Source organism: Pseudomonas sp. B21-056, assembly GCF_026016325.1.
Lineage (GTDB): Bacteria > Pseudomonadota > Gammaproteobacteria > Pseudomonadales > Pseudomonadaceae > Aquipseudomonas.
This window is the reverse complement of record NZ_CP087203.1, coordinates 2,495,265-2,515,815: the sequence shown is the minus strand read 5'-3', so window position 1 is coordinate 2,515,815 and position 20,551 is coordinate 2,495,265. Positions and strand designations below refer to the sequence as shown.

Sequence of the window (20,551 nt, the reverse complement as noted above, 5' to 3'; positions counted from 1 at the left end):
ATGATGCAAGTCCGAAAACGAACGGTCGAGCGACCCGCTCTTGGAGCAACGTCAGGCAGGCAAGGTGAAAAACAACGCCGATGTCCAGACCCGTGACTGATCCCGCTGCCGGGCGCAAATGAACAGGGGGTGTTCACGAACCCGCTCCAGGTTCAACCGGGCAAGGTCGATTGTCCCTTGCAACTCGCGAGGCAGCGACGCAGCCGTGACCCTCTCCAGGGACACCTTCAGCTCCGCACCCGGCAACTCTTCAACCACTTCCGATAGCGCCAGCAATTGCTCACCGGGCACTTCCATCCGCACCGTGGGCGCATGCACGTAAGGCTGCGGTTCCGATGGATCGCCAACCTTGATGTAGTTGTCGATACGACTGTGGATCTGCAACGTGGCGCCGGCCAGTTGCGACAGCTCGATTTCGATGCTGTCGGTATCGCCATTGGTATCGGTACGAAAGGCCAGGACCGTAGCATCCTGGCGCCAGACTGTTTGCTCGGGGTGATCGAGGCCCAACGCTTGGAAGCCATTGATGACTGCGCCGGTGATGCGAATCTCGCCGGTCCAGTAGGCCCCGCGATAACGGTCCTTGATCCGTGCACCGCCCAGGCGAAGACGGATGCGTTGCGCGGAAAAACCCAGCTCCTGATGCAGGTTGCGCGACCAGATCAGTTGATCGCCGTCGAACAGGTCTACCTGTTCCCAGCCGGCCTCTCCCAGCAGTCGATAGTCCAGCGTGGCGGTCGAATCGGCGGTGAAGACCTCGCCCATGAAATGTTCGCCCTGGCGCAGACTGGCGAACGAGCGCTCGCCGGTCGTGGCAAAGGTGCGTCGGGCACGAAGCGCCTTGCCGACACTGGCCCGGTCAAAGCCGTCGGCCAACACACCGGTCAACCCGCCACGGGAGCCAAACACCGCCGTGGCCGGGACACCACCGCCGCAACGCCCCTGGTGTTCGTCGCTATTGGCCGCGGCTCCCACCCGATAACCACGGGCCAGCGCCTCGGCGTAGACCCAATGGAACTGCCCCCAGGCCGAACCGACTTCGATCAGTCGCTCAAGCTGCGGGTGGTGCCAGTCAAGATTGCAACGGCGTCCTCCCACGTGGGGCATCATTAGATGGCCTTCGGGATCCTTGGCATAAGCGGCATACAACTCATCCACCGGCCAGGCGCCCGGCTTGATGGTACCGGCGGTGAACTCGTTCCATTCGAAGGAGCGCACCAGGCGGCCTTGATTATCGAAGGGAAACTCGGGCTTGCGGTCATGCAGGAACACCACATTGCGATCCCCGCCCGCACAGGAGTTACCGCACCACTCGGTCCCGGGGTAGCAGACGAACCGGCCCGGTTCATTGAGTTCATGGATCAGCCTGACCGCCTGGTCCCAGCGTTGCTCGGTGATATTGAAGTCGTTGGCGGTGTAGCCCAGTACATCGAGCCCGGCGACGTCGCGGCCGTAGCTGAGGTTGTACAAGGTGTCGTTGGTGCCCACGGTGTCATCGGAATGTACATGCAGGTCTGCGTAGAGAGGACGCAATGCTGTTCCCGCTGGGTCGACCGTGACAAAAGCCTGGGCCCCACGTACGGACCGCGCCTTCACCTCGGCCCTCATGCGCCACTCGCCCGGCGTGTCGAGGTCAACGGCCGCAATCCGGGCAATGGCCCAGCCTTCAGCGGCCAACGTGAACGGTTGTTGGTGCTCCACACCCTCAGGATCAACCAACGTCAGGGTGCCGTTGAGCGGCAACTGGCGGCAGGTGTTGCCCCAGGCATCATCGGCCCTGAGCAGCACGTCGAACGCCTCTGACGCACTGACCAGTCGCGGCGCGATCAACTGCAAACCGTAGGCGGGGCCCGGTACGATGTCGAGCAACGGATCACCCGGCACCTCGGCAAATTTCGAGCTGCCCAACGGGTCGATGAACAGACGGAAGCGGAAGTCTTTTTCAACGAAACTCTGCACCCGCGTGCCCGCCCCGCCCTGACGCCGATCACCCAGGCGAATGATGACCTTGTCGCCCGGATTCAGATAACCGTCGACGATATCGATGATGATTGCCTTCTGGAACGGCCGTTCATGGCCCTTCTGGTCGAAGCGCACCTTGAGGTGCTGCACGGTGGCCTGGCTCTGGCCCGGAACGAGCTCGCCGGCCTGGTACTCTGCGCTGACATAGTTGGGGCCGGCCGGGTTCGAGGTCTGGAACAGGGCCCAATCGGAGTAGAACTTGAAGGCCAGCTTGAGCCAGGCACCGTCGGCCAGACCACTGCCACCGACCTCGTAGATCAGAGTGATTTCATCCCATTGACCGGCGACCAGCGTGTCACGGTCGCACTGAATACTGCCCAGGAACGGCCGTTGCTTGTTGCGCTCGTACAGGCCCTGGGGAGCGATGTAATGCCCGGCTTCGCGGGGATCGAAAACGTTACTCACATGACACCTCGTGCAGTAGTCCACTGAAGGTTTGAAGGGGGGCCAAGACAATGGCGAGGCTTATTGCACTCGCCATTTCTGGTAATGACGCTCGATGCGCCGGAACACAAAACTCTCCATCAGCCAGGCAATCAGGCCGATCACGACGATGCCCAGCAGCACCTGGCTGCTGTTGCCGATCTGCCCACCGGTGGACACCATCCAGCCGATACCCTGAGAGGCGCCGATCATTTCCGCCGCGACCAACGCCCTCCAGCCCTGGCTGAAGCCGATGCGCAACGCGGCGGTCACAAAGGGCAACGAAGCTGGCAGATAGACGTGAGCCAGCAATTGCCAGGCGTTGGCACCCAAGGTACGTGCCGCGCGGACTTCACCGCCGCGAATGTTTTGCACGCCTTCCTGGATGGTCACCGCCATGGGAAACATCGCCGCGATGAAGATCACCAGGACGATGGAGACATAGCCCAGGCCGAAAATGATCATGATCAGCGGTGCCCAGGCGATCGGCGGGATGGCCATGAACAGGCTGTTGAGCGGCGAGCTGAAATCACGAAAGCGCGATGACAGCCCGCCCGCCGTACCCAGCACGACAGCGACGACGACCGCCGCGCAGAAACCACCCAGCTCTTCCAGGACACTGGCCCGCAGGTGTTGCCACAGCGAGCTGTCGCCTAGCCAGCGAACAGCCTCGCGGGCCACATCCCAGGGCTGCGGCAGGATGTAGGTAGGAAAGTGGCTGGCCAGGGCCACCCAGATCAACAACAGGAACGGCAGCGAAGCCCATCCCCAGTTCGGCTTTGGCAAGGACATGAAGGACTCAGTGAGTGGCTTTTTCCAGGTAAGAGGTATCCACGATCTGATCAGTCTTGAGCGTGGTATCGATAAAGCCCAGGTCGTGGGAGTAATCCATCAGGCGTTGGATGAACTGGATATCCGAGACCTGCAAGTCCGCCGACCAGCCCAGTCGCGTCCGGGCCTGGGCAACAATGGCCTCCGGCGCGATGGTCTTGCCATCCAGGCCTTGTACCGCTTCAAGCTTGAAGGCCTCGGCGATGAGCCGATTCGATTCGGCGGGATGCTCGTTGAGAAAGGCGATGGCCTTGCGATGGGCGCGCAGCAGTTTGACCACGTCATCGGGTCGCTCCTGCAAGGTTTTCGGCAAGGCGATCACCACGTACCAGGGATACTGTGGCAGCGCCTGGTTGACATCCAACAGGATCCGGCTCGAACCGCGCAGCACTGACTGGCTGACAAAAGGCTCCCAGGAAAACGCCGCGTCGACGATGCCACGTTCCAGGGCAGCGTTCATATTGCCGGGCGGCATGTCGATGATATCCAAGTCCTGGTCAGGATTGAGGCCGGCCTTTTCCTTGAGCACGTAACCGCGCAGCAGCACATCCATGCCACTGCCCTTCTTGACCCCGGCCAGCTTCTTGCCCTTGAGCGCTTCCAGGTCGGCGATCGGGCTTTTGCTATCGACAATCACGGCCGCCTGACCGTAGTTGACCTTTGCCAGGATCCGGCTTTGCAAGCCTCGAGAAAACCACTGGTATACCGGCGGTGTCCCGACGTAGGCCACATCCAGTTCACCGGCAGCCAAGGCCTGCTGGATCACCGGGCCATCGCCCAACGCCTTGAGGTCGACGTCCAGGCCCTCCTCGCGGTAGAACCCCTGCTTGTCGGCGATCAACGCCGGCGCGTTGGCCATGGCAAAGACGTAGCCGATACGCAAGGGTTTATTCTCGCCAGCCACGGCAAAAGCGCTGCCTGCCAACGTGGCAACAGACAAGGAAAAGGCAAACAGCGAACGTTTGATCATGCTGTCATCTCAAGTCGGGGGGTGGGAAAAGCCGTAGCCTGGGGTGCGCCCATGACCTGGGAAATGCGTTCCATCAGCTCATTGCGGTAATCGAGGAAGGCCGGCAAGCGGCGGGTTTGCAAATTGGAACGGGGACGCGGCAGGCGAATCTCCAGTTCGCTTTGAATACCGCCAGGGGCGATGTTCAACACGATGACCCGGTCCGCCAGGAACACCGCTTCGTCGATATCGTGGGTAATGAACAATACCGTCTGGCCGAGTTCGGCCCAGATACGCAACGTCTCTTCGTTCATGCTGTTGCGACTGATGGCGTCCAGCGCGGCGAAGGGTTCGTCCATCAGCAGCACGCTGGGTTCGAGTGCCAGGGTCCTGGCCAGGGAGACGCGCTGTTGCATGCCACCGGACAGTTGATGCGGCAACCGGTTCGCCGCCTTTTCCAGACCCACCAGACGCAGGTATTGCAGCGCTTTGATGCGCTGCTGCGCTTCGCTGGACTGGGCGCTCATCCGCAGACCAAAACGGACGTTTTCCAGGGCGCTCAGCCAGGGAAACAATTGCGCAGCCTGGAACACATAACCCAACTCCGAACGCTCGGGCCGCACTGCGGTCTGGTTGATGGTGATCTGCCCGCTTTGCGGTTGCACGAAACCCGACAACAAGTTCAGCAAGGTGGTTTTCCCGCAGCCGGATGGCCCGAGGATCGCGACGAATTCACCGGGCCTGGCATTCAGGCTGAACGAGGAAAACACCCGATGCCCATTGGGGTAACTGAAGCTGATATCAGCGACGGTCAGGGCATCGGCTTGCGGCGGTCGGTGCGGGAGGGTTTTGAGCATGGCAAGTGTCGTCAGGTCGTTTACAATGGCAATGCCTGACATAATACGTATTAATACAAGCTCGCCCAATAACCTATTTTTATAACCTTAGAAGTGACGGCCCTGCCCCACTCAGTGCCCTGGAAGCTGACAGTGTCTACGTCCATTCTTCGTGAAAGCACCACCTCGCTCTACGAACAGATCGCCCATCGGCTGCTGGAGGAAATTCAACGCGGCGACTACGAACCCAGCGGCAAGCTGCCGTCCGAGGCGCAGTTGGGCGAGCGGTTCGGGGTGAGCCGCGTCACGGTTCGCCTGGCGGTCGGCAAGCTCAGCGACGACGGCGTGGTGGAGCGCAAACAAGGCAAAGGCACGTTCGTGGCGGCCAAGCAGGTGCGCCACGGCCTGGACGCGTTGCGCAGTTTCCATGAGGCGTTGTTGCTGCAAGGACTTCAGCCGACCATGCAAGTGGTCAGCCATGCCTTGCAGGCCGTTCCAGAGGCCTTGCGGGGATTGTTTGAAAACGTTGGGGATTGTCTGCTACTGGAACGGCTGCACTCTGTCGATGGCGAACCCATCGCCCTGGGCCGCAGCCATTTACCTGCCGAGCTGGCCGAGGTGGCCTGGGCGGAAGTCGAACATCAACCGATTTATTCCATTCTCGAATCCATCACCGGCCTGCCGGTCATTCGCGCCGACCTGGCAATCCGTGCGCAAGAGGCCGACAAAAAGCTGGCCGACGCGCTGCAGATCAAACGCGGCGCAGCGCTGCTGGTCATGGAGCGCACGTCCTATTTCGCCGACGGCCGCTGCTGCGACCGTACGACGTTTTACATCCGACCGGAACGCTATGCCTTCATCCTCAGTGGCGTTTTCAAATCCACTTCGGGTAGTTGATGACCCAGGCCTGATCAATACCGGCTGTGCAATTGCATCAGCCTCAAGATTGATTACGGATACTGAGGCTCACGCCTCACCATGCAAATCTCAGTGTCCAGCTATGGAGCAGGTGTCAACCTTATTCAGGACGAGACACCCAGCCGTCCTTGTGGCCAACGAAGCCTCAATGACTTTGGCGAGTGCCTTGAACGTGAGCGTCCGCCCCAATATGACGAAACGCCTGGACGACGGCCCCGGCCAAACTGCCCGGAGCAGTCAAATGCTTATCCAACCGCGTGGTTGTTGCCGCCGTGCGCAGCGACGAACATGGCGACGGCCGATCGGCAATAGGATTCGATTTCGTTGTCGTCCTCTGCTCTCGCCTCATCGAAGCGCGCGATGATCAGGAGATCGGATCCCTTGATAAGCGCGGCGAACAGGCGGGCGGACTGGCGCGGATCAGGCACGTTCAGAACCGCCTTCGCGTGCAACTGACGCAACAGGGCCTCGATTTGCGCGATGACATAGGCGGGGCCGGCTTCGTATTGGCGCTCGCTTAACGACTTTTGATTCGTCTTGTCGGCCATGATCATGGCTTCGACACTGCGCACGTCCGGGCTCAGCAGCGTGCGAAGCAAGGATGATCCCACCTCCATGAGCTGATCTTCGGCCGAACCGTTGAAGTCTTCAAAAAGGGCCTGTGGTGCGAACGGATGGCAGTGGGCCGCAATGGCCGCGCTGAACAGCGCCTCCTTGTTCTCGAAGTGCCGATAGATGCTCAGCTTGGATATCTTCGCCCGCTGGGCGACCTTGTCCATGGTCGTCGCTTGAAAACCCAATTCCACAAAAAGCTCGCAGGCGGCGTCGACTATAGTTTGGCCAAGCGCCTCGTTGATAGGCCGGCCGCGCCGGGCCTGGCTATTTTCCGTCATAAAAATTCCAGTACTTGACAGTATTCTAATTCTTGGATTAGGGTACTCCGAAGTATCCTAAAAGCGCAAGTCACTCCCCCATAACACGGAGCCCATCACCATGAATGACGTCATCATCATCGGCGGTAGCTTTGCCGGCCTAGCCGCCGCCCTGCAGCTCGGCCGTGCCCGCCGCAAGGTCACCGTCCTCGATACCGGCCTGCCGCGCAATCGCTTCGCCGACCACTCGCATGGCCTGCTCGGCCACGACCACAAGCCACCGCTGGAGATCCTGGCCGAGGCGCGGCAGCAGCTGGCGCGCTATCCCACGGTCAGGCTGGTCAATGCCCGGGCCGAGAGCATCTCCGGCGCCATCGACGATTTCTCCGTCCTCACTGGCGATGGCGAAAGCCTCAAGGCGCGCCGCCTGATCCTGAGCTATGGCGTCGCCGACCAGATGCCTGATGTTCCGGGCTTTGCCGAAAGCTGGGGCTCTTCCATCGTGCCCTGCCCCTACTGCGACGGCTTTGAAGTCGCCGGCCGGCATTGGGGCCTCGTCTGGTCCGGCCCGCAATCGCACACTTATGTCAGGCTGTACCACGATTGGACCGACACATTGACGGTCTTGGCCAATGGTCACGAGATTCCACCCGACATCCGGGCCGATCTGGCGCGCCGCGGCATCCCTGTCGTCGATGGCCGGGTCACCGAAATCGCGCAACACGAGGACCGTAGCGCCACCGTCAAGCTCGATACTGGCCCCAATATTGCGGTCGACATCGTGTTCGCGCATCCGCGCAACAAGCCGTCCGCACGCCTGCATGAATCGCTGGGCCTCGCCACGGTCGATACGCCCCTGGGCATCGCCCTCAAGGTCGACGAGCGTCGCGAAACCAGCATGCCCGGCGTCTACGCCGCGGGCGACCTCGCGAATCCCCTCATGGCCTCGGTCACCCTGGCAATATCGCACGGTGCGACGGCGGGTATCTCCGCCCAGCAGTCGATGCTGGTTTGAAGGCTGACACACATGGAGTTCGAACACGTTACCTTCGACCTGCCACACGGCACCTTCCACGCGCTGCAGTGTGGCGATCCCGATGGGCAACCGACGCTTGTCTTGCACGGCTTCCCGGATCATCCGCCGACCGCGAGGCCCTTCCTTGCCGAGCTCGGTCGCCGTGGACGTCACGTCGTCGCCCCCTGGCTTCGCGGTTACGCGCCGTCCCCAACCGCGGGGCCGTTCGACTTCGCAGCTCTCACCAGCGACGTGCTCGCGTTGATCGACCGCTGGTCTCCGGGGCGAGCCGTGGAGTTGATTGGCCACGACTGGGGCGCCCTGATCACCTATGACGCCTGCGTCACCGCACCGGAGAAGATCGAACGCGCGGTCACGCTCGCAATCCCTCACCCACTCACGTTCATGAGTCGGCTGACGCATCCCGCTCAGTTACGCCGGAGCTGGTACATGGGGCTCTTTCAACTGCCAGGTAGCGGCTGGCTGGTCACCGCTCGCGATCTCGCCCTCATCGACCGCCTCTGGCGCCAGTGGTCGCCCGGCCTCTCGCTCGATCCTGCTCTTCAGGCGGAGCTACACGAGCACCTGCGGGCGAGCATGCCCGCGCCTCTGAAGTACTACCGGGCAATGCTGCGCCCCGGCATGCTTGGGGCGACACGTCGCCTGTCGCAGCCGATCACGGTGCCCCTATTGCAGCTTCACGGTGCCAACGACGGCTGCATCCTCCCCTCACAGGTCGACGACCGACATCGGTTCGCCGCCGCGCACGCGATGGAAGTCATCCCCGGTGCAGGTCATTTCCTGCACATCGAGGCCCCAGAGGCGATAGCGGAACGGATTGCGGTATGGGCCGAATAGCATCTTTTCCTCCCTTGCCCCGCTCAAAGGGTCGTTAGGAGAGTTTGCCCGACATTCGAAAACGTCGGCGCACATGCTTAGCGTACGTAAAAGTCCTTTTCTTGAGGGCACGTCGACAGGGCGGCTGGCCACGTCGCTAGGGACAGCCCTCTTACTGAAGTCAGGAACATATTAGCCACGATCGGCATGGCTTGATTTATCCCGAATGGCCACAAAGCAACCCAAACGGCCAACTTGCAGCCTCTCTATAGAGTTTTTTTCAATCCTGATGACACAATGGTTCCAGCCTAACCAAAAGTTGTCGTCAAACGGCATAAAATAAAAAGGTTGGTGCGAACTTAAACGGCAGGTTTACTACAATTCGGAATCCTAACAATGAAATTCCAGCCCGCACAAAGTCATATCGCAACCGCTGAGCCATTGAAGCGCCAGTTCAAAATGCATGATGCGTTCACCCTTGCGTTTGTCTTCATCTCCCCAATGGTTGCGCTTTATGCAGTCTTCGGACTGATCATACAAGCCGCAGGCCCTGCGGGCTGGTGGGTTTTCCCCATTGGACTTTGTCTACAACTTTTAATCGCACTATCATTAGGCATCATGGTTTCACGCTGGCCACTTCAAGGCGGGAGTTACCAATGGGCCCGCCGTCTAGTTGGAGATAACTACGGCTGGCTCACCGGCTGGTTTTACATTTGGACGCTGATATTTGTTTTCGCTTCCAATGGATATGCTATCGCAAGTTTCCTTCCTGCGGCATTAGGCATTGATCCATTTACCACTTCGACTCAAGTCCTTCTTTCACTCTTAATCATTTGTGTGGCAACAGGGCTCAATCTCCTCGGTCCAAATACATTGAAGCTCTTGGGCAAACTTAGCCTTGGCGCAGAGGTTATTGGCTCTCTGGGACTAGCAACGGTGTTGCTCATTTGGCACCGAAAGCATGACCTCGACATCCTGTTTACCTCGGCAGGCGCTGGTGGCGACAATTATGTGCTTGGCGGTCTGTTGGTGGCCCTGGGCTTCATAGGGTTCGGTTTGGCAGGCTTTGAATCCGTGTGCAGCATGGCAGAAGAGATTGAACAGCCTGAGAAGAATCTCCCGAAGGCCATTGTCGGCGCTCTCCTGGCCATTGGTGTGGTCGTTAGTTACTGCGCACTCGCCCTCATCCTTGCCACTCCGGATTTCGGAGCGATTGTCAGTGGGGCTATCGTCGATCCAGCAGCGTTCACCATCCAAGCCGCATTCGGTGAGCGCATCACTCAGGTGTTTTTCATCCTGGTCATCATCGGTTTCGCTGCTTCCATGATGATGGCGCAAACCAGTATTTCCCGGGTCATCTGGGCCTTCTCTCGCGACAAAATCCTGCCTGGCTCCCAGTTCCTTTCGAAGCTCTCGAAAAAACACGGCACTCCAGACAGAGCCATCACTACTGTGGGCATACTTGCCATGCTGGTGACATTGCTTGCCTTCTCCGAACGGGTATATGCAACCCTCATATCCTCTGCTACCACCAGCTTCTTCATCACTATGGGGTTTGCCGTGTTTGGCTTACTCTCACGCCTGATTATTAAAAAATGGCAGCCGGGAGCTTTCAACCTTGCGTCGATGACAGTCCCAGTCGTTTTAGGTGCGGCCTGCTGGATTGTTTTCGAAATTGCCAACTCCGCATGGCCACGCGAGGTTGCGGGTCAAAGCTGGTATGTGAACTGGGCAGTCTTCATCGCTGTATCGCTGATCGGCGTCTTCGGCGCCCTCGTCTGGCTAAGCATCCGCAAAAACCTTCGCAACTCGCGCGCTCTTTCCGAAGGACTGGATCACCTGCTGCCCGATGAGGCTCGCGCGTAGTTCCAAATGCCATGGATGGCGTCCCCCCTCAATCGCATGCGTACCGCCCAGGTAGGCAGGTGATGAATAGATAAGTGCAACACCTCCTAACTGAGCCTCCCTGGCCCTACTCGCCCCTTTTTGGCCTACCTCGCCATATCCAGCCTGCCGAACTTTGCCGAAAATCTATTCAGACTCATGGTGAAGACCTGAGGTCAGCCAGGCAGACCAAAATAGTCGGTCAATCCAGCCTACTTGTAGTTCGAATGGCAATCTCCTCGTCGCGCGACGCTGCCTGTTACGGCTTTTCGCAAGGATCCTGAAAGCATGAATAAGATGTTCGATTACCTCATTGTGGGCGGCGGCTCAGCGGGGTGCGTGCTGGCTAATCGGCTATCGGAATGCGGGCGGTTTGAGGTCTGCCTGCTTGAAGCCGGCGGCTCCGACAATTCCATTTTCATCAAAATGCCCAGCGCTGTTGCGGTACCACTTGCAACGCCAAAATTCACTTGGCCCTTTGAGTCAGAGCCTGAGAGTCATCTGAACGGACGGCGAATTTCTTCTCCTCGTGGGAGGGTGATTGGAGGCTGCTCATCCATCAATGGCATGGTGTACATGCGTGGACACCCACTTGATTTCGATGAGTGGGAAACCAATGGGGCGAAGGGTTGGAGCTACGCAGATGTACTCCCCTACTTCAAGCGTGCCGAACAGAAGGCTGATGGCGGTGACGAGTGGCGCGGTTCCAGCGGGCCTCTGAAAACACGCTATGGGAAGCTCGCGAACCCTCTTTACCGGGCATTCATTGAAGCCGCAGTTGATGCTGGCTACGCGGAATCCGAAGACCTCAATGGCTACCGTCAGGAAGGCTTCGGTCGTTTTGACATGACGGTACATAACGGACTGCGGTGGTCGACGGCAGCCGCCTACCTTAAACCCGTGCTCAAAAGAAAGAACCTACACGTGGTTTACAATGCTGTGGCCACCAAGGTGAACATCATCGACAGTAAAGCTGAAGCGGTGGAGTTCACATGCGCTGGCAGAAAGCACGTTTACGGTGCAAGACGTGAAATCGTTCTGTCGAGCGGGCCAATCAACAGCCCGAAGCTGCTCATGCTGTCCGGCGTTGGCCAGCCGTCAGAGCTCCTTGAGCATGGCATCAAACCGGTTCACAACCTTCCCGGTGTCGGAAAAAACCTCCAGGATCACATTTCTCTGTACCTGCAAGTCGAATGCAAAAAGCCCGTATCGCTCAATGCAATAAATTTCATCGATAAAGCCAGGATCGGAGTACGGTGGCTGCTCAAGCGTGACGGACTCGGCGCGAGCAACCATTTCGAATGCGGTGGCTTTATTCGTTCGCGAGCCGGTATCAAACGCCCTGACATCGAGATCCATTTCCTACCGGTTGCGGTACGGGAAAAAAGTGATCCGAAGCTCAGGGAGCATGGATTTCAAGTCGATGTCGGACCGACAAAATCCAAAAGTGTCGGACACATCACGCTTCGCTCTTCAGATCCCGCGGATCCGCCGAAAATTTCGTACAACTATCTCAGCCAGCCAGAAGACTGGTCCGAGATGCGTGCCTGCATCCGTTTGGTGAGAGAGATTATCCGGCAACCTTCGCTGGCCGGATTTGCCGGCGAAGAGATCATCCCAGGCAGCCACCTTCAGTCGGATGAAGAGCTCAATGACTTCATAGCAAGTCACGTCGAAAGCGGCTTCCACCCTTCGGGCACCTGCAAGATGGGCTGCCCAATGGATCCCGAGGCAGTAGTCGACCCCAGCCTCAAAGTGATCGGTATCGACAAGCTCAGAGTGGTTGATTCTTCGGTAATCCCGGTCATTACAAATGCGAACTTGAATGCTCCAACGATCATGATCGCGGAAAAGGCTGCCGACTTGATATTGGAGCTTGAGCCACTGAAGCCCGAGTTAGCCGATTACTACATTCCAGAAAACTGGATGACTCAGCAGCGCTAACAAAATCAGGAGAAAAGGATGTATACACTGCATTACGTTCCGGATTGGGCGTCGCTCGCCGTGCGACTGACCCTGGAAGAGTTCGATATCCCGTATAAAGCCGCCCTGATCGACAATGACTCCAATGAGCGAGACAGCGCGGCCTTCAGGAAAATGAGCCCGCTAGGGCTTGTTCCCGCTTTCTCGACACCCGATGGCGACATGTGCGAAACCCTCGCGATCTTGCTGTGGCTGGGAGACCGCCACGAGGGGGTATCACCAGTACCCAGCTCACAAGAGCGCGCTGCCTATCTCAAATGGCTGCTGTTCATCAATAATTCGATCCACAACAATATCCTGTCCTTGTTCCACCCTGAACGAGTCTCCAGCGCGTCCTGCGCTAACGAAACCATGCAGAACGCGAGAGCACAGATTCAGGTGGCTCTCGGTATTGTAGATTCAATGTTGATGAACTCTGAACCTTCCTGGATGAACGCAGAGAAGCCAACGGCACTGAACTACTACCTGGGCTTGCTGATGCGCTGGATGAACGGTTTTGAAGCCACTCATCCCGCACATATATCAAGCCGGGACTACCCTTCCCTGCATACGCTGCTTCAGAAATTGGAAAAGCGTCCTGCAGCATGTAAATGTGCTGAGTTGGAAGGCCTGGGGGAAACCATCTTTACCAATCCAACCCTGGTTTAATTCTTGTCACGCTCGTGGCGCTCATCCGGCGCCACCGCTGCCTGTTCGCGATCTGACAGATCAATCGATTCTTAAACAGAGGAAGAAACATGGCTTGGTTCTATTTAATCCTTGGCGGGATCTTTGAAGTAGGCTTTACCACCTGCATGCGTTACACCGAAGGGTTCAAGAACATACCTTGGACACTGGCCTTCTTAGTGTGTATCGGGCTAAGTATGTTTTTTCTGGAATTCGCCGCTCGCACAATTCCCCTTGGAACGGCCTATGCAATATGGACAGGAATTGGTGCGCTGGGCACCGTGGCCATTGGCATGATCTGGTTTGGCGAGCCAAGCACTACTGTCCGGATCCTACTTATCCTAGGTGTGGTCGCCTGCATTGTTGGCTTGAAAATCACCTCGGGTCACTGAATACGATGGAGGGCGCGCTCACTGCAGCGCGTCAAGCTTTTAAAACTATGGAGTTACAAAATGGAAAATGACTGGATTGGCTACGCAATATGTGCGCTGATTATTGTCAGTGGCTGCATGATCCACGGCCTTATCCCAGGCTCGTCGCGCAGCGCACCAAAGGAACATAAGTCAAAGCTTGTACAAGTGGACGAGAAGAGCTGACCCCTCTTCAGGTGGTAGCCGCAACACTTCACGCTCGCTGTTCGCCAACTCACTGTCCAACCAAACCATTATCATTTTTATAAGCGCTGTCATGTTGGCTGCTCCGAAGGATATGTCTTTCTCGCGGAGTTTGTCGCGCTCGTCAAGCACCGGCATTGATATTGGCCGTTTCGGTATTTCCATGTCCGCTTCGGCCATTTTTTTACGATTGGAGCAGGAGCAAAATCGCGCCCTCGCTCACTAAATCGAAAGCGCCCTGACTTCAATAACAAACTGGTGTGCCCGTGCAGCTATCAATTAAAAGCAAGATCGTGCTACTCGCTGGGCTGAGCCTACTCTCCGTAGTGGGAGTTCTTTTGACAATAAACAATTCACAATCGCAAAAAAGTATAGATTTCATCAAAGAAAAAACGCTGTTACTGGCAGATGATGCCGCCATAGAAAGAATGAAGGCCTACAGTGACAACCAATCCCTGAAAATCCAGGATTACTTCATTCGCACGTACCTGTATGGCGGAGGGCTCGTCAATCAGCTTTCGCAATACAAAGCAGACGCGGATAAATATTCGCTTTCTCACGAGCAGCTTAGAAGCCAACTTCACACTCAAATTCAAAAATCGTTATCAAGCAATAATTCCCTACTGAGCATTTACACGGTTTACGAAAGAAACGGTCTTGATGGTGACGACCGTAGTTTCCTGAACCGCAAAGACGTTGGCAGCATCGACAGCGGTCGATTCTCAAGCTACTGGACTCGCCGCGACGGCGCGGTATACCAGCTTCAAACCGACGAGCAAACCATGGGCGATACGACGCCCATGCTCGACGGAACGCCCTTCAACGCTTGGTACACGTGCCCCATCAACACGCTCAAGCCCTGCGTGCTGAATCCTTACATTGAAGAGCTTGGCAGCCAAAGGAACCTGATTACCTCCATCACCTTCCCCATGCTTGAAAATGACAAACCCGTTGCGGTTTTCGGCATGGACATCAGCCTACAGCGCTTACAGCAGCTCGCAACGGAGGGAGCACGGTCGCTTTTCAATGGGCGGGCGAACATCAGCATCATCAGTTCGGGTGGGTTGCTCGCAGCTGATAGCAAAAATCCGGCGCTTCTGAGCAAACCTGCCTCAGATGCCTTCGGTGCGCAGACTGCGGAAATTCTCTCCGGCTTGGACTCCGCGAGTTCGAAAGTCATTCGCGCGGCTGAAACCTTACGAATTGTCAGCCGCTTCTCTCCCATACCCGAGAGCAAACCGTGGCTGGTAGTGATCGAGATTCCGACTTCCATGCTTTTCGAGCCCTCCCGAGCCCTGGAGGTACAACTCGACCAGCAAGTTCAAACCGCCGAGCGCAACAACTTTGTCGGCGGGTTAGTTGCCGCCTTCGTAGGGTTGCTGTTGATGGGGTTCACCGCACACAGGGTGACACAACCTATAGGCACCGTTTCGTCACTGCTCAAGAGCATTGCGAGTGGAGAAGGCGATCTTACTCAGCGACTACCCAAGCGACAGAATGATGAGCTAGGCGAACTCTCGTCAGGGTTCAACCTATTCCTGGACAAGCTTCAACCCATCGTCGCCCAGGTGAAATCGTCCGTACTAGAGGCAAGAGATACCGCCCACCGCTCATCCAATATCGCCGTCAGCACCAGCGACGGCATGCAACACCAGTACCGGGAGATTGATCAGGTCGCGACGGCTTCGCATGAAATGAGTGCAACAGCCCATGACGTTGCAAAAAGCGCGTCCCAAGCAGCGGCAGCAGCTCAAGACGCAGAGTCAGCGGCACGAGCAGGCCTTGATGTCATCCACTCTACATCGGGGCGGATTGCCCATCTGGCCAGCGAAATGAACGAAGCGATGTCCCAAGTAGAAAATCTTTCTCACAGCAGCGAGCAAATTGGCTCCGTTCTTGACGTCATCAAATCCATTGCTGAACAGACAAACCTGCTCGCCTTGAACGCCGCGATAGAAGCCGCTCGGGCGGGGGATGCGGGCCGAGGATTTGCCGTGGTAGCTGACGAGGTTCGCAACCTGGCACGCCGCACGCAGGAATCCGTCGAGCAGATCCGCGAAGTCATTGAGAACCTGCAGAGCGGCACCCGCGTGGTCGTCGGAGCAATCGGCAAAAGCCACTCGGATGTCCAGGACACTGCGGAGCAGGCAACAGTGGCGCTATCCGCCCTCACCCGGATCAGTGACGCCGTTCGGATCATCAACGACATGAATCTGCAGATTGCAACCGCTGCCGAAGAGCAAAGCTGCGTGGCCGAAGAAGTTAATCGCAACGTGGCAAACGTCAGGCAGGTGACAGAATCGCTGGCCTCCCAAGCTGACGAATCGGCCCAGATCAGCAAATCTCTGAACGCTCTGGCCAGCCATCAGCAGTCCCTGATGTCCCAGTTCAAGGTTTGATGCTTTCGCTCTCTGACCAAAGGTCTTTTTTTAACACAACTGTCGTGCTATAACATTTTTAAAACGTCCCACTCCTGATTGCTCTTCACACAGCCGCGGGGAATCACGGTAGGACACCAACAAAAAATCGGAGGTACTGAGTCGATGAATCGCTCTATCGAGTATTGGCAAGCCAAAAGTGAAAGCCTGAATCCAGAAGGGAGGGCCTTCATCGATGGAAAGTATGTCGATTCGATCTCAGGAAGAACCTTCCCGTGCATCAACCCGGCAACAGGGAAAGTAATCGGCACGATCGCCGAATGTGACCGGGCGGATGTGGACCTAGCGGTTTCGATTGCCAAGCAACGTTTCGAAAGTGGCGTATGGGCCAAGCGCTCCCCTACCGAGCGCAAGAACGTCCTGCTGAAACTGGCCGCTCTGATTCAGGAAAACATGGAACAGTTGTCCATCCTCGAGTCTCTGGACATGGGCAAACCCGTCGAGGTTTCGTACGCCTATGAAATGCCAGAGCTCGCCAGTTACGTGCAGTGGATCGCTGAAGCAGTCGACAAGCTGTACGACGAAGTAGCTCCAACCGGCCTGGGCGATTTGGCGTTGATCCGCCGTGAAGCGCTGGGCGTCGTAGCGTGCGTCGTTCCTTGGAACTTTCCTCTCGACATGGCCATCTGGAAATGCGTCCCAGCGTTGGCCATGGGCAACTCGGTCGTTCTGAAACCGGCAGAGCAATCCTCTCTGACGGCCATCAAACTTGCTGAACTGGTAAAGGCTGCCGGTGTTCCAGACGGTGTTTTCAACGTAGTGACTGGCTTCGGCGAGACTGTCGGTGCATCGCTGGGCCTGCACATGGACGTAGCTTGCCTCGCATTCACCGGCTCGACCGAGGTCGGGAAATATTTTCTCAAATACTCCGCTGAATCGAACATGAAGCTCGTCTGGCTGGAATGCGGCGGCAAAAGCCCGAACATCGTCTTCGCAGATACTGAAAATCTGGATCAAGCTGCAGAGCTGGCCGCCCGCGTGTTCTACAACCAGGGTGAAGTCTGTTCCTCCCCAACCCGGCTGCTCGTAGAGGACAGCATTCACGACGAGTTCGTCGCCCGGGTCATCAAGTACGCCCAGAGCTACGAGCCAACCGACCCGCTCAACCCGAATGCACTGATGGGGGCGATGGTCGAGGATGCTCATACCCATCGAGTCATGCAATACGTTGAAGCTGGCAAAGCCGAAGCAACCCTGGCCTATGGGGGCGAGCAGGTTGTAATCAACGGCAGCTCCAACTTTATTCGCCCAACAATCTTTACCGGCGTCTCCAACGAGATGCGCGTCGCCAAAGAGGAGATCTTTGGCCCAGTCCTGAGCATCATCAAGTTCAACACTGAAGCAGAAGCAATCGAGATTGCCAACGACTCGATCTACGGTCTCATGGCCTCGGTCTTCACTTCGAACCTTTCCCGCGCCCATCGCGTTGCCGAGGCCCTGAAAGCCGGTACCGTCACAGTAAACACCGTCGACATGATCTCCCCACTGGTGCCATTCGGTGGCGTCAAGCAATCGGGTAACGGTCGCGACAACTCCCTCCATGCATTCGAAAAATACTCATCCTTGAAGACCACCTGGATCAAGTATTGAGAGGTGACGCCATGAGTCTCGATAAAGTTGTGATCATCGGTGCAGGGCAAGCGGGCTTCCAGGTTGCGGCCTCACTTCGTCAGGCTGGCTTCCAAGGGGCTGTGACCATCGTTGGTGATGAACACAACATCCCTTACCAGCGGCCGCCGCTGTCGAAGGCTTACCTGAAGAATCTTGCGGATGAAACATCGATCCAACTGCGTCCGGATAATTTCTATGCCGACAACCGCATTGAGCTGATCAAGGGAGATAAAGTAGAACACATCGACCGAGACGCCAGAATTGTGGTGACCGCCAGCGGGAAGCAACTGGCATACGACAAACTGGCGATTACCACCGGCACCCGCCCTCGCCCTCTTGACCTGCCTGGCGCGGGCTTGGCTGGCGTGCACGCTCTGCGCTCTTTCTTGCACGCCGCCGATCTGCGTGATGACATCCAGAAGTACCAGAACATTACCATCATCGGTGGCGGGTTCATTGGCCTGGAAGTAGCAGCCTGCGCTGCTGGTCTAGGTAAGACCGTAACCGTTCTGGAGTACGCGCCGCGCCTGATGGGCCGGGCGATCTCGATCATAAGCTCGGACTTCTTCAAGGCCTACCATGAGAGCCTGGGTGTTCGGATCATCACCGACGCACGCATTGAGCAGATCGTAGGCACTGATCGCGCCCAGGGCGTATGGCTGCAAGGCGGCGAGCAGATCTCTTGCGACTTGATCCTGGTGGGTGTCGGTGCAGTTCCCAACATCGAACTTGCAGAGTCGGCTGGACTGTCCTGCGAAAACGGCATCCTGGTTGACGAATTTGCCGTCACGTCCGACCCAGACATCGTTTCTGCAGGCGATTGCACAAACCACCCGAACCCTTATGCGAATGGCCGATTCCGCCTGGAGTCAGTGCAGAACGCCATTGACCAGGCGAAGGTCGCCGCCTCCAGCATTCTCGGTAACGCATCGGCTTACAACGCCGCGCCATGGTTCTGGTCGGATCAGGGCGACATCAAACTTCAAATCGTTGGCTTACCGCTGGGCACGGATCGACTGGTCGTTCGAGGTTCAATAGATCAGAAAAAATTCAGTGTCTTTCACTATCGCGAAGACAAGTTGATCGCAGTTGAAAGCATCAACTCGGCGGGTGACCACATGGTTGCCCGCAAGCTGATTACTACCGGCACCAGCCCCACGCCCGCGAAAGTTTGCGATTCAACCGTAGAACTGAAGTCGCTCCTGGCCGGCTAACGCAACTCTACCTGACAACTGGAAGAGCCTCATGACCCAAACCATAAAAATCAATGCACCGTTCAATGGCGCGCTGCTCGCAGAACTGCCCGCCTCCACCGACCAGCAAATTGAACAGGCGCTGGCAACGGCGTACGCGCTGTATCGTGATCGCAATGGCTGGCTGAAGAAAGCACAACGAATCGCGATTCTGAAAAAAGCGGCGGACATTATTGCCAGCCGCCGCGAGGATCTTGCCCGCCTGGTTGCGCGAGAGTGCGGCAAACCGTACAAGGACGCGCTGATAGAAGTTGATCGTGGTGTGGACTGCCTGCACATTTGTGTGGAGGAGCTGCGCACCAAAGCCGGATCCGTGATCCCGATGGATCTGAACGTCACGTCAGCGGGACGTATCGCTTTTACCCAGCCAGAACCCATTGGCGTCGTCGTGGGGGTCAGCGCATTCAACCACCCGTTCAACCTGGTTGTTCACCAGGCAGCGCCGGCAATTGCAGTCGGCGCTCCAGTCATCATTAAACCAGCAGCCAAAACCCCGCTGAGCGGTTATGCCTTTATCGAGATTCTTCACGAAGCAGGCTTGCCACAGGAGTGGGCGCAGATTGTTCTGCCAGACAGCAACGAGCAAGTTGCCAGGCTGGTTGCAGACCCGCGCGTCGGCTTCTTCTCGTTCATTGGTTCAGCGCCTGTCGGCTGGATGCTGCGCTCAAAACTGGCACCTGGTACCCGATGCGCCCTGGAGCACGGCGGTGTTGCTCCCGTCATCGTTGCCCACGACGCAGATCTGCCGATGGCAATTCCTCGTCTCGCCCGAGGCGGCTTCTGGCATGCCGGCCAGGCGTGCGTCTCTGTGCAACGTGTGTTCGCAGACCGCCGAGTAGCACGTGAGGTTGCCGAGCGACTTGCTGCCGCCGCGGAAAAAATGACTGTAGGTGATCCGGTGCTTGAGACCACCGACATCGGGCCAATCATCTCGCATCAGGAAAACGACCGGATCCACCAGTGGGTCCAAGATGCAGTTGCCCAGGGTGCCGAACTCATCTGCGGAGGCAAAAAGCTTTCGGATAGCTGCTACGCGCCAACGGTCCTGCTGAATCCATCTGACGACTCGAAAGTGATGCGCAAGGAAGTCTTTGGCCCGGTCATTTGCGTTTCCAGCTTCGATGACATCGACGTCGCGCTGGCGGAAGCGAACTCGCTCGATTTCTCCTTCCAGGCAGCAGTCTTCACGCAAAACCTGGACACCGCCCTGCACTGCTACAAGCACCTCGACGGCACCGCAGTGATGGTCAACGAGAACACTTTGTTCCGTGTGGACTGGATGCCTTTCGCCGGCGCCCGCCATTCCGGCCACGGCGTAGGCGGCATTCCCTACACCATGCATGAAATGCAAATCGAAAAAATGATGGTCTGGCGTTCTGACGTCCTGAACTGAGAAGAA

17 protein-coding genes and 1 pseudogene are annotated in these 20,551 nt (G+C 57.4%); 13 read left to right on the top strand and 5 right to left on the bottom strand.

Translation table 11 applies throughout. The features are described from left to right. Positions 1-51 precede the first annotated feature (51 nt). Genes LOY67_RS11240 through LOY67_RS11225 form a run of 4 tightly spaced genes read right to left on the bottom strand, consistent with a single transcriptional unit; the run spans position 52 to position 5,082 of the window. Positions 52-2,427: a hypothetical protein gene (locus LOY67_RS11240; protein WP_265067223.1), complete on the bottom strand. Its 2,376-nt coding sequence runs from the start codon at positions 2,425-2,427 to the stop codon at positions 52-54. 60 nt (positions 2,428-2,487) lie between these two features. Beyond that, a complete protein-coding gene (locus LOY67_RS11235; protein WP_265067222.1) occupies positions 2,488-3,237 on the bottom strand; it encodes an ABC transporter permease in 750 nt (249 codons plus the stop codon). 7 nt (positions 3,238-3,244) lie between these two features. Next, the gene (locus tag LOY67_RS11230; protein WP_265067221.1) at positions 3,245-4,246 is read right to left on the bottom strand and encodes an ABC transporter substrate-binding protein; all 1,002 of its coding nucleotides are present in this window, start codon (positions 4,244-4,246) and stop codon (positions 3,245-3,247) included. Next, complete coding sequence (locus LOY67_RS11225; RefSeq protein ID WP_265067220.1) at positions 4,243-5,082, bottom strand: ABC transporter ATP-binding protein; 840 nt, start codon at positions 5,080-5,082, stop codon at positions 4,243-4,245. The genes LOY67_RS11230 and LOY67_RS11225 overlap by 4 nt, the downstream gene beginning before the upstream one ends. A gap of 132 nt (positions 5,083-5,214) precedes the next feature. Here LOY67_RS11225 and LOY67_RS11220 point away from each other — a divergent pair, with 132 nt between their 5' ends. After that, positions 5,215-5,958, top strand: a complete 744-nt coding sequence (locus tag LOY67_RS11220; RefSeq protein WP_265067219.1) for a GntR family transcriptional regulator — start codon at positions 5,215-5,217, stop codon at positions 5,956-5,958. 266 nt (positions 5,959-6,224) lie between these two features. Here LOY67_RS11220 and LOY67_RS11215 read toward each other — a convergent pair whose 3' ends face one another. Further along, complete coding sequence (locus LOY67_RS11215; RefSeq protein ID WP_265067218.1) at positions 6,225-6,872, bottom strand: TetR/AcrR family transcriptional regulator; 648 nt, start codon at positions 6,870-6,872, stop codon at positions 6,225-6,227. 100 nt (positions 6,873-6,972) lie between these two features. Here LOY67_RS11215 and LOY67_RS11210 point away from each other — a divergent pair, with 100 nt between their 5' ends. The 12 genes and pseudogenes from LOY67_RS11210 (at position 6,973) to LOY67_RS11160 (ending at position 20,545) form a co-directional block, all read left to right on the top strand. Continuing rightward, entirely contained in the window at positions 6,973-7,866 is an 894-nt protein-coding gene (locus tag LOY67_RS11210) for an NAD(P)/FAD-dependent oxidoreductase (RefSeq protein WP_265067217.1), read from the top strand. 12 nt (positions 7,867-7,878) lie between these two features. Continuing rightward, positions 7,879-8,724, top strand: a complete 846-nt coding sequence (locus tag LOY67_RS11205) for an alpha/beta fold hydrolase (RefSeq protein ID WP_265067216.1) — start codon at positions 7,879-7,881, stop codon at positions 8,722-8,724. A 375-nt stretch (positions 8,725-9,099) separates the two neighbouring features. Beyond that, the gene (locus LOY67_RS11200) at positions 9,100-10,569 is read left to right on the top strand and encodes an APC family permease (protein ID WP_265067215.1); all 1,470 of its coding nucleotides are present in this window, start codon (positions 9,100-9,102) and stop codon (positions 10,567-10,569) included. Between the two features lie 306 nt (positions 10,570-10,875). After that, a complete protein-coding gene (locus LOY67_RS11195) occupies positions 10,876-12,531 on the top strand; it encodes a choline dehydrogenase (RefSeq protein WP_265067214.1) in 1,656 nt (551 codons plus the stop codon). Between the two features lie 18 nt (positions 12,532-12,549). Then, a complete protein-coding gene (locus LOY67_RS11190) occupies positions 12,550-13,218 on the top strand; it encodes a glutathione S-transferase family protein (RefSeq protein ID WP_265067213.1) in 669 nt (222 codons plus the stop codon). A gap of 89 nt (positions 13,219-13,307) precedes the next feature. After that, positions 13,308-13,628, top strand: coding sequence for a DMT family transporter (locus tag LOY67_RS11185; RefSeq protein ID WP_265067212.1), 321 nt, complete (start codon positions 13,308-13,310; stop codon positions 13,626-13,628). 60 nt (positions 13,629-13,688) lie between these two features. Beyond that, positions 13,689-13,832 (top strand): hypothetical protein, encoded by a 144-nt coding sequence (locus LOY67_RS11180; RefSeq protein WP_265067211.1) that lies wholly within the window; start codon positions 13,689-13,691, stop codon positions 13,830-13,832. Between the two features lie 446 nt (positions 13,833-14,278). Next, positions 14,279-15,391 (top strand): annotated as a pseudogene (locus LOY67_RS28445) (HAMP domain-containing protein); the annotation flags it as partial. Positions 15,392-15,493: 102 nt separating this feature from the next. Next, a complete protein-coding gene (locus LOY67_RS28440) occupies positions 15,494-16,249 on the top strand; it encodes a methyl-accepting chemotaxis protein (RefSeq protein ID WP_413776208.1) in 756 nt (251 codons plus the stop codon). A gap of 144 nt (positions 16,250-16,393) precedes the next feature. Further along, positions 16,394-17,878 (top strand): aldehyde dehydrogenase, encoded by a 1,485-nt coding sequence (locus LOY67_RS11170; protein ID WP_265067209.1) that lies wholly within the window; start codon positions 16,394-16,396, stop codon positions 17,876-17,878. A gap of 11 nt (positions 17,879-17,889) precedes the next feature. After that, positions 17,890-19,113, top strand: a complete 1,224-nt coding sequence (locus LOY67_RS11165) for an NAD(P)/FAD-dependent oxidoreductase (protein ID WP_265067208.1) — start codon at positions 17,890-17,892, stop codon at positions 19,111-19,113. Positions 19,114-19,144: 31 nt separating this feature from the next. After that, positions 19,145-20,545 carry an aldehyde dehydrogenase family protein gene (locus tag LOY67_RS11160; protein WP_265067207.1) on the top strand — a complete coding sequence of 467 codons (1,401 nt, stop codon included), beginning with the start codon at positions 19,145-19,147 and terminating at the stop codon, positions 20,543-20,545. Positions 20,546-20,551: the final 6 nt, after the last annotated feature.